The sequence below is a fragment of the Pseudomonas emilianonis genome (genome assembly GCF_023072625.1).
In the GTDB taxonomy this organism is placed as follows: domain Bacteria; phylum Pseudomonadota; class Gammaproteobacteria; order Pseudomonadales; family Pseudomonadaceae; genus Aquipseudomonas; species Aquipseudomonas paraveronii.
This window is the reverse complement of the sequence record NZ_JAKNRV010000441.1, coordinates 1-3,702: the sequence shown is the minus strand read 5'-3', so window position 1 is coordinate 3,702 and position 3,702 is coordinate 1. Positions and strand designations below refer to the sequence as shown.

At 62.5% G+C, this 3,702-nt stretch carries 4 protein-coding genes and 1 pseudogene; 2 read left to right on the top strand and 3 right to left on the bottom strand.

What is annotated here, in order from left to right:
- A partial coding sequence (locus L9Z73_RS27085) for a methyl-accepting chemotaxis protein (RefSeq protein WP_247407680.1) occupies positions 1 to 521 on the top strand: 521 nt, incomplete at its 5' end.
- 333 nt (positions 522 to 854) lie between these two features.
- On the opposite strand, the gene L9Z73_RS27080 is transcribed toward L9Z73_RS27085, so the two are convergent.
- Genes L9Z73_RS27080 through L9Z73_RS27070 form a run of 3 tightly spaced genes read right to left on the bottom strand, consistent with a single transcriptional unit; the run spans position 855 to position 3,156 of the window.
- Positions 855 to 2,168: a sensor histidine kinase gene (locus L9Z73_RS27080; protein ID WP_247407678.1), complete on the bottom strand. Its 1,314-nt coding sequence runs from the start codon at positions 2,166 to 2,168 to the stop codon at positions 855 to 857.
- Positions 2,165 to 2,833, bottom strand: a complete 669-nt coding sequence (locus L9Z73_RS27075) for a response regulator transcription factor (protein ID WP_247407677.1) — start codon at positions 2,831 to 2,833, stop codon at positions 2,165 to 2,167. The genes L9Z73_RS27080 and L9Z73_RS27075 overlap by 4 nt, the downstream gene beginning before the upstream one ends.
- The gene (locus L9Z73_RS27070) at positions 2,833 to 3,156 is read right to left on the bottom strand and encodes a PepSY domain-containing protein (RefSeq protein WP_247407674.1); all 324 of its coding nucleotides are present in this window, start codon (positions 3,154 to 3,156) and stop codon (positions 2,833 to 2,835) included. Before L9Z73_RS27070 ends, L9Z73_RS27075 begins: the two co-directional genes overlap by 1 nt.
- Positions 3,157 to 3,416: 260 nt before the next feature.
- On the opposite strand from L9Z73_RS27070, the pseudogene L9Z73_RS27065 reads away from it, so the two are divergent.
- Positions 3,417 to 3,702, top strand: a pseudogene (locus L9Z73_RS27065) (patatin-like phospholipase family protein); the annotation flags it as partial.

Genomic DNA, 3,702 nt, shown 5'->3' with positions numbered 1-3,702 from the left:
ACGGCATCCACCAGGACGCGCTCAAGCGCGAATTTGTCGGTTCTATCCTGCAGATCGCTCGGGCGTCGCGCGCCCAGGTGATTGCCGAAGGCATCGAGCTACCGGAAGAGTTGGCGGTGTTGACCGACGAAGTGCGCAACCTCGCCCGACGAACCCAGGAATCGGTGGAAGAAACCCGCCTGGTGATCGAGCAACTGCAAAGCGGCACCACCGATGTGGTCGGCGCCATGGGCAACAGCTATCGCCAGGCCCAGGGCAGCGTCGAACAAGTCGGCGAGGCAGTCACCGCCCTGCGCCAGATCGGCGAAGCGGTCACGGTGATCAGCGACATGAACCTGCAGATCGCCAGTGCCGCCGAAGAGCAAAGCGCGGTGGCCGAAGAGATCAACAGCAACGTGGCGACGATCCGCGATGTGACCGAGTCGCTGTCGGAACAGGCCAACGAATCGGCGCGGGTCAGCCAGGCGTTGAACAGCTTGGCCAATCAGCAGCAACGGTTAATGGATCATTTCCGAGTGTGAGTGACCGCCACCGACTCTGAAGGAGATCCAATGTGGGAGAGGGCTTGCCCCCGATTGCAGTGGGTCAGTCAAAGGCACATCGACTGATTCACCGCCATCGGGGCAGGCCCCCTCCCACCTTTTTGATCGGCTTCAGCGTTTGGTGACTCACCGCCTGGCCAATCAGCAGCAGGGGTTGATGGATCATTTCCAAGTGTGAGTGACCGCCACCGACTCTGAAGGAGATCCAATGTGGGAGGGGGCTTGCCCCCGATTGCAGTGGGTCAGTCAAAGGCTACATCGACTGATTCACCGCCATCGGGGGCAAGCCCCCTCGCACCTTTTTGATCGGCGTCAGCGTTTGGGCAGTTCGATCAGCACCTTGAGCCCGCCCAGTTGGCTTTCCTGCAACTGCAACACCCCGCCCCACACCTCGACGATATCGCGCACAATCCCCAGGCCCAGGCCGTGGCCGTCGATCTGTTCATCCAGGCGCGTGCCACGGCTGAACACCTGGTCACGCTGGGCTTCGGGAATGCCGGGGCCGTCGTCTTCCACCGCCAGCAGGTAACTGTGCGGCGTCTCGCTGACGCTCAGGCGCACCTCGGCATCCGCCCATTTGCAGGCGTTGTCCAGCAGGTTGCCGAGCAGCTCCAGCAAGTCTTCGCGGTCCCAGGGCAATTGCAGGCCTGGGGCGGCGTGGTGGCTCAAGTCCAAGTGGTCGCCATGGACCATGTTCAGGGTCGCCAGCAGGCCCGGCAGTTCTTTCGCGCAATCAAACAAGACGCCCGGCAGGGTTTCGCCGGCCAGGCGCGCACGGTTGAGTTCACGGTTGAGGCGCTGTTGCACCTGTTCAAGCTGGTCGCGCAGTAGCGTGCGCAAGTGTGGCTGATCCTTGAGCGCTTCGCTCGATGCCGCACTCAACAGCACCGCCAGCGGGGTTTTCAGCGCGTGGCCGAGGTTGCCCAGGGCATTGCGTGAACGCTTGAGGCTGTCTTCGGTGTGGGCCAGCAGGTGGTTGATCTGCGCCACCAGCGGCTCCAGTTCCTGCGGCACCTGGGTGTCGAGTTGCGAGCGCTGGCCCTGTTGCAACTGGGCGATCTGGTTGCGCGCAATTTCCAGCGGGCGCAAGGCGCGACGGACCGTGACCCGTTGCAGGATCAACACCAGCAACAGGGCCGCCACCCCCAGCACCAGGCCGATCTGACGCATCAGCCGAAAGCTTTCCCGCACTGGCGTGTAGTCCTGGGCCACGCTGATGGAAATCGATTGACCAAAGCGCTTGTAGTCCGAGCGCAGTACCAACAGTTGCTGGCCTTCCGGCCCCAGTTGCAGGTTGCCCTTGAGCCCGGTGTTGGGCAGGAGTGGCAGCTCCTGGTCCCACAATGAGCGGGAGCGCCAGTGGGTGTCGGCAAAGTCGATACGGAAATAGTGCCCCGAGAACGGCCGCTGATAGGCCGGCGACAAGCGTTGCTCGTCGAGTTGCACGCCATTCGGCCCGCGCACCAGCGCGACCAGCAGGTTCTCGCTGTCGTTGCGCAAACCGGCTTCCAAATAGCGCTGCAAACCGGCTTCGAACAACCATAGGCTGGTTTGCGCCAGCACCACACCGACCACCACCATCACGCTGATCAGCCCCAGGCTCAGGTGCCGCTGGATCGACCTCATGCAGGACTGGCGCCAAACAGATAACCCTGGCCGCGCCGGGTTTCGATCACGCTGCGGCCCAATTTGCGGCGCAAGTGGTTGACGTGGACTTCGAGCACATTGGAATCGCGCTCGGTCTCACCGTCATATAAGTGCTCGGCCAGATGGCTTTTCGAGAGGATCTGTTCCGGGTGCAGCATGAAATAGCGCAGCAGGCGGAACTCGGCGGCGGTCAACTGGATTTCGTCGCCGTCGCGCAGCACGCATTGACGCCCTTCATCCAGGTGCAGGCCGGCCGCTTGCAAGGTCGGCTGGTTGGCCTGGCCGTGAGAGCGGCGCAACAGCGCCTGGATACGCAGGTGCAGTTCTTCGGGGTGAAACGGCTTGCTCAGGTAATCGTCGGCCCCGGCCTTCAGGCCTTCGATGCGCTCGGCCCAGGAATCGCGGGCGGTGAGGATCAGCACCGGGGTGGCCAGCGCGGCCGCGCGCCATTGCGCCAGCACCTCAAGCCCGGGCAAGCCGGGCAGGCCGAGGTCAAGGATGATCAAGTCATAGGGTTCGCTGCGGCCCTGGTACGCAGCATCGCGCCCATCGGCCAGCCAATCGACGGCATAGCCCTGGCGCTGCAGGCCGGCCAGCAGTTCATCGGCCAGCGGTACATTGTCTTCCACCAACAGCAGGCGCATCAGTCGTCTTCCTTATCTTTGAGCAACTCACCGGTGCTGGCGTCGAGCTCGATTTCGCGCACCACTCCTTCGACGGTCAGCAATTCGATTTCATAGATATAGCGCACCGGACGATCCTTGTGCTCTTCAAGCTCGGCATCCAGCAGTTTGGCGCCTGGGTAGCGCTCGAACGCCGGGCCCAGCAAGTGTTCCAGCGCGGCGATGACGCCCTTCTGGCGCAGGTGCAAGGCTTCGTCCTGACCAAGGTCATGGGCCGACAGGCTTGAGCTGGTTAGCAGCAATACCAGCGCCACCTGACTGCACGCGCGTAGATTTACCTTCATTACGTGTCCTGATGTTCCTTGAGGGTGGCCCGGTTACGGGCGTGGCCCAAATGGGCGATGGGGCAATGATACGGGTGGAGAACAAAATCGTGAGGGTTTTCACGTAAGCCTCCGTTTCCGGTTGAATGTCCTACATGGCACCACCGTAACCGTGGCAACTTAACTGAAACTGAATTGCCACCATGGCAATTCAAGCCAGCCCTTTTCCCTCATCGTGCGAGATTTTCTATACTGCCCTGCTCGCTTCAACAGAGACCGGTATGACAGCCATCCACATCAAGTTTCCCGCCCTGACACTCAAGGCCGGCAAGCGCGCCTTTGCGCGCATTCGAGAGCAAGGCCTCACGCCTGCCGATGTCGGTATCCTTCCCGGTGCGGCGGGCGGGCCCAAGGCCTTGGGCATTCAGGGTCTGGACCTGGCGCTGTTCGGTGACTGGCTACCCCGCGCGCCACGCGAACGTGCGCTGATCGGTGCCTCCATCGGTTCCTGGCGGTTTGCCAGCGCCTGCCTGCCCGACCCGGTGCAAGGCCTGCTCGACCTCGGCC

Bases quoted from the DNA above. Each gene is read 5' to 3' on its own strand.
- L9Z73_RS27075 (WP_247407677.1), bottom strand. From the start codon at position 2,833: ATGCGCCTGCTGTTGGTGGAAGACAATGTACCGCTGGCCGATGAACTG.
- L9Z73_RS27070 (WP_247407674.1), bottom strand. From the start codon at position 3,156: ATGAAGGTAAATCTACGCGCGTGCAGTCAGGTGGCGCTGGTATTGCTG.
- L9Z73_RS27080 (WP_247407678.1), bottom strand. From the start codon at position 2,168: ATGAGGTCGATCCAGCGGCACCTGAGCCTGGGGCTGATCAGCGTGATG.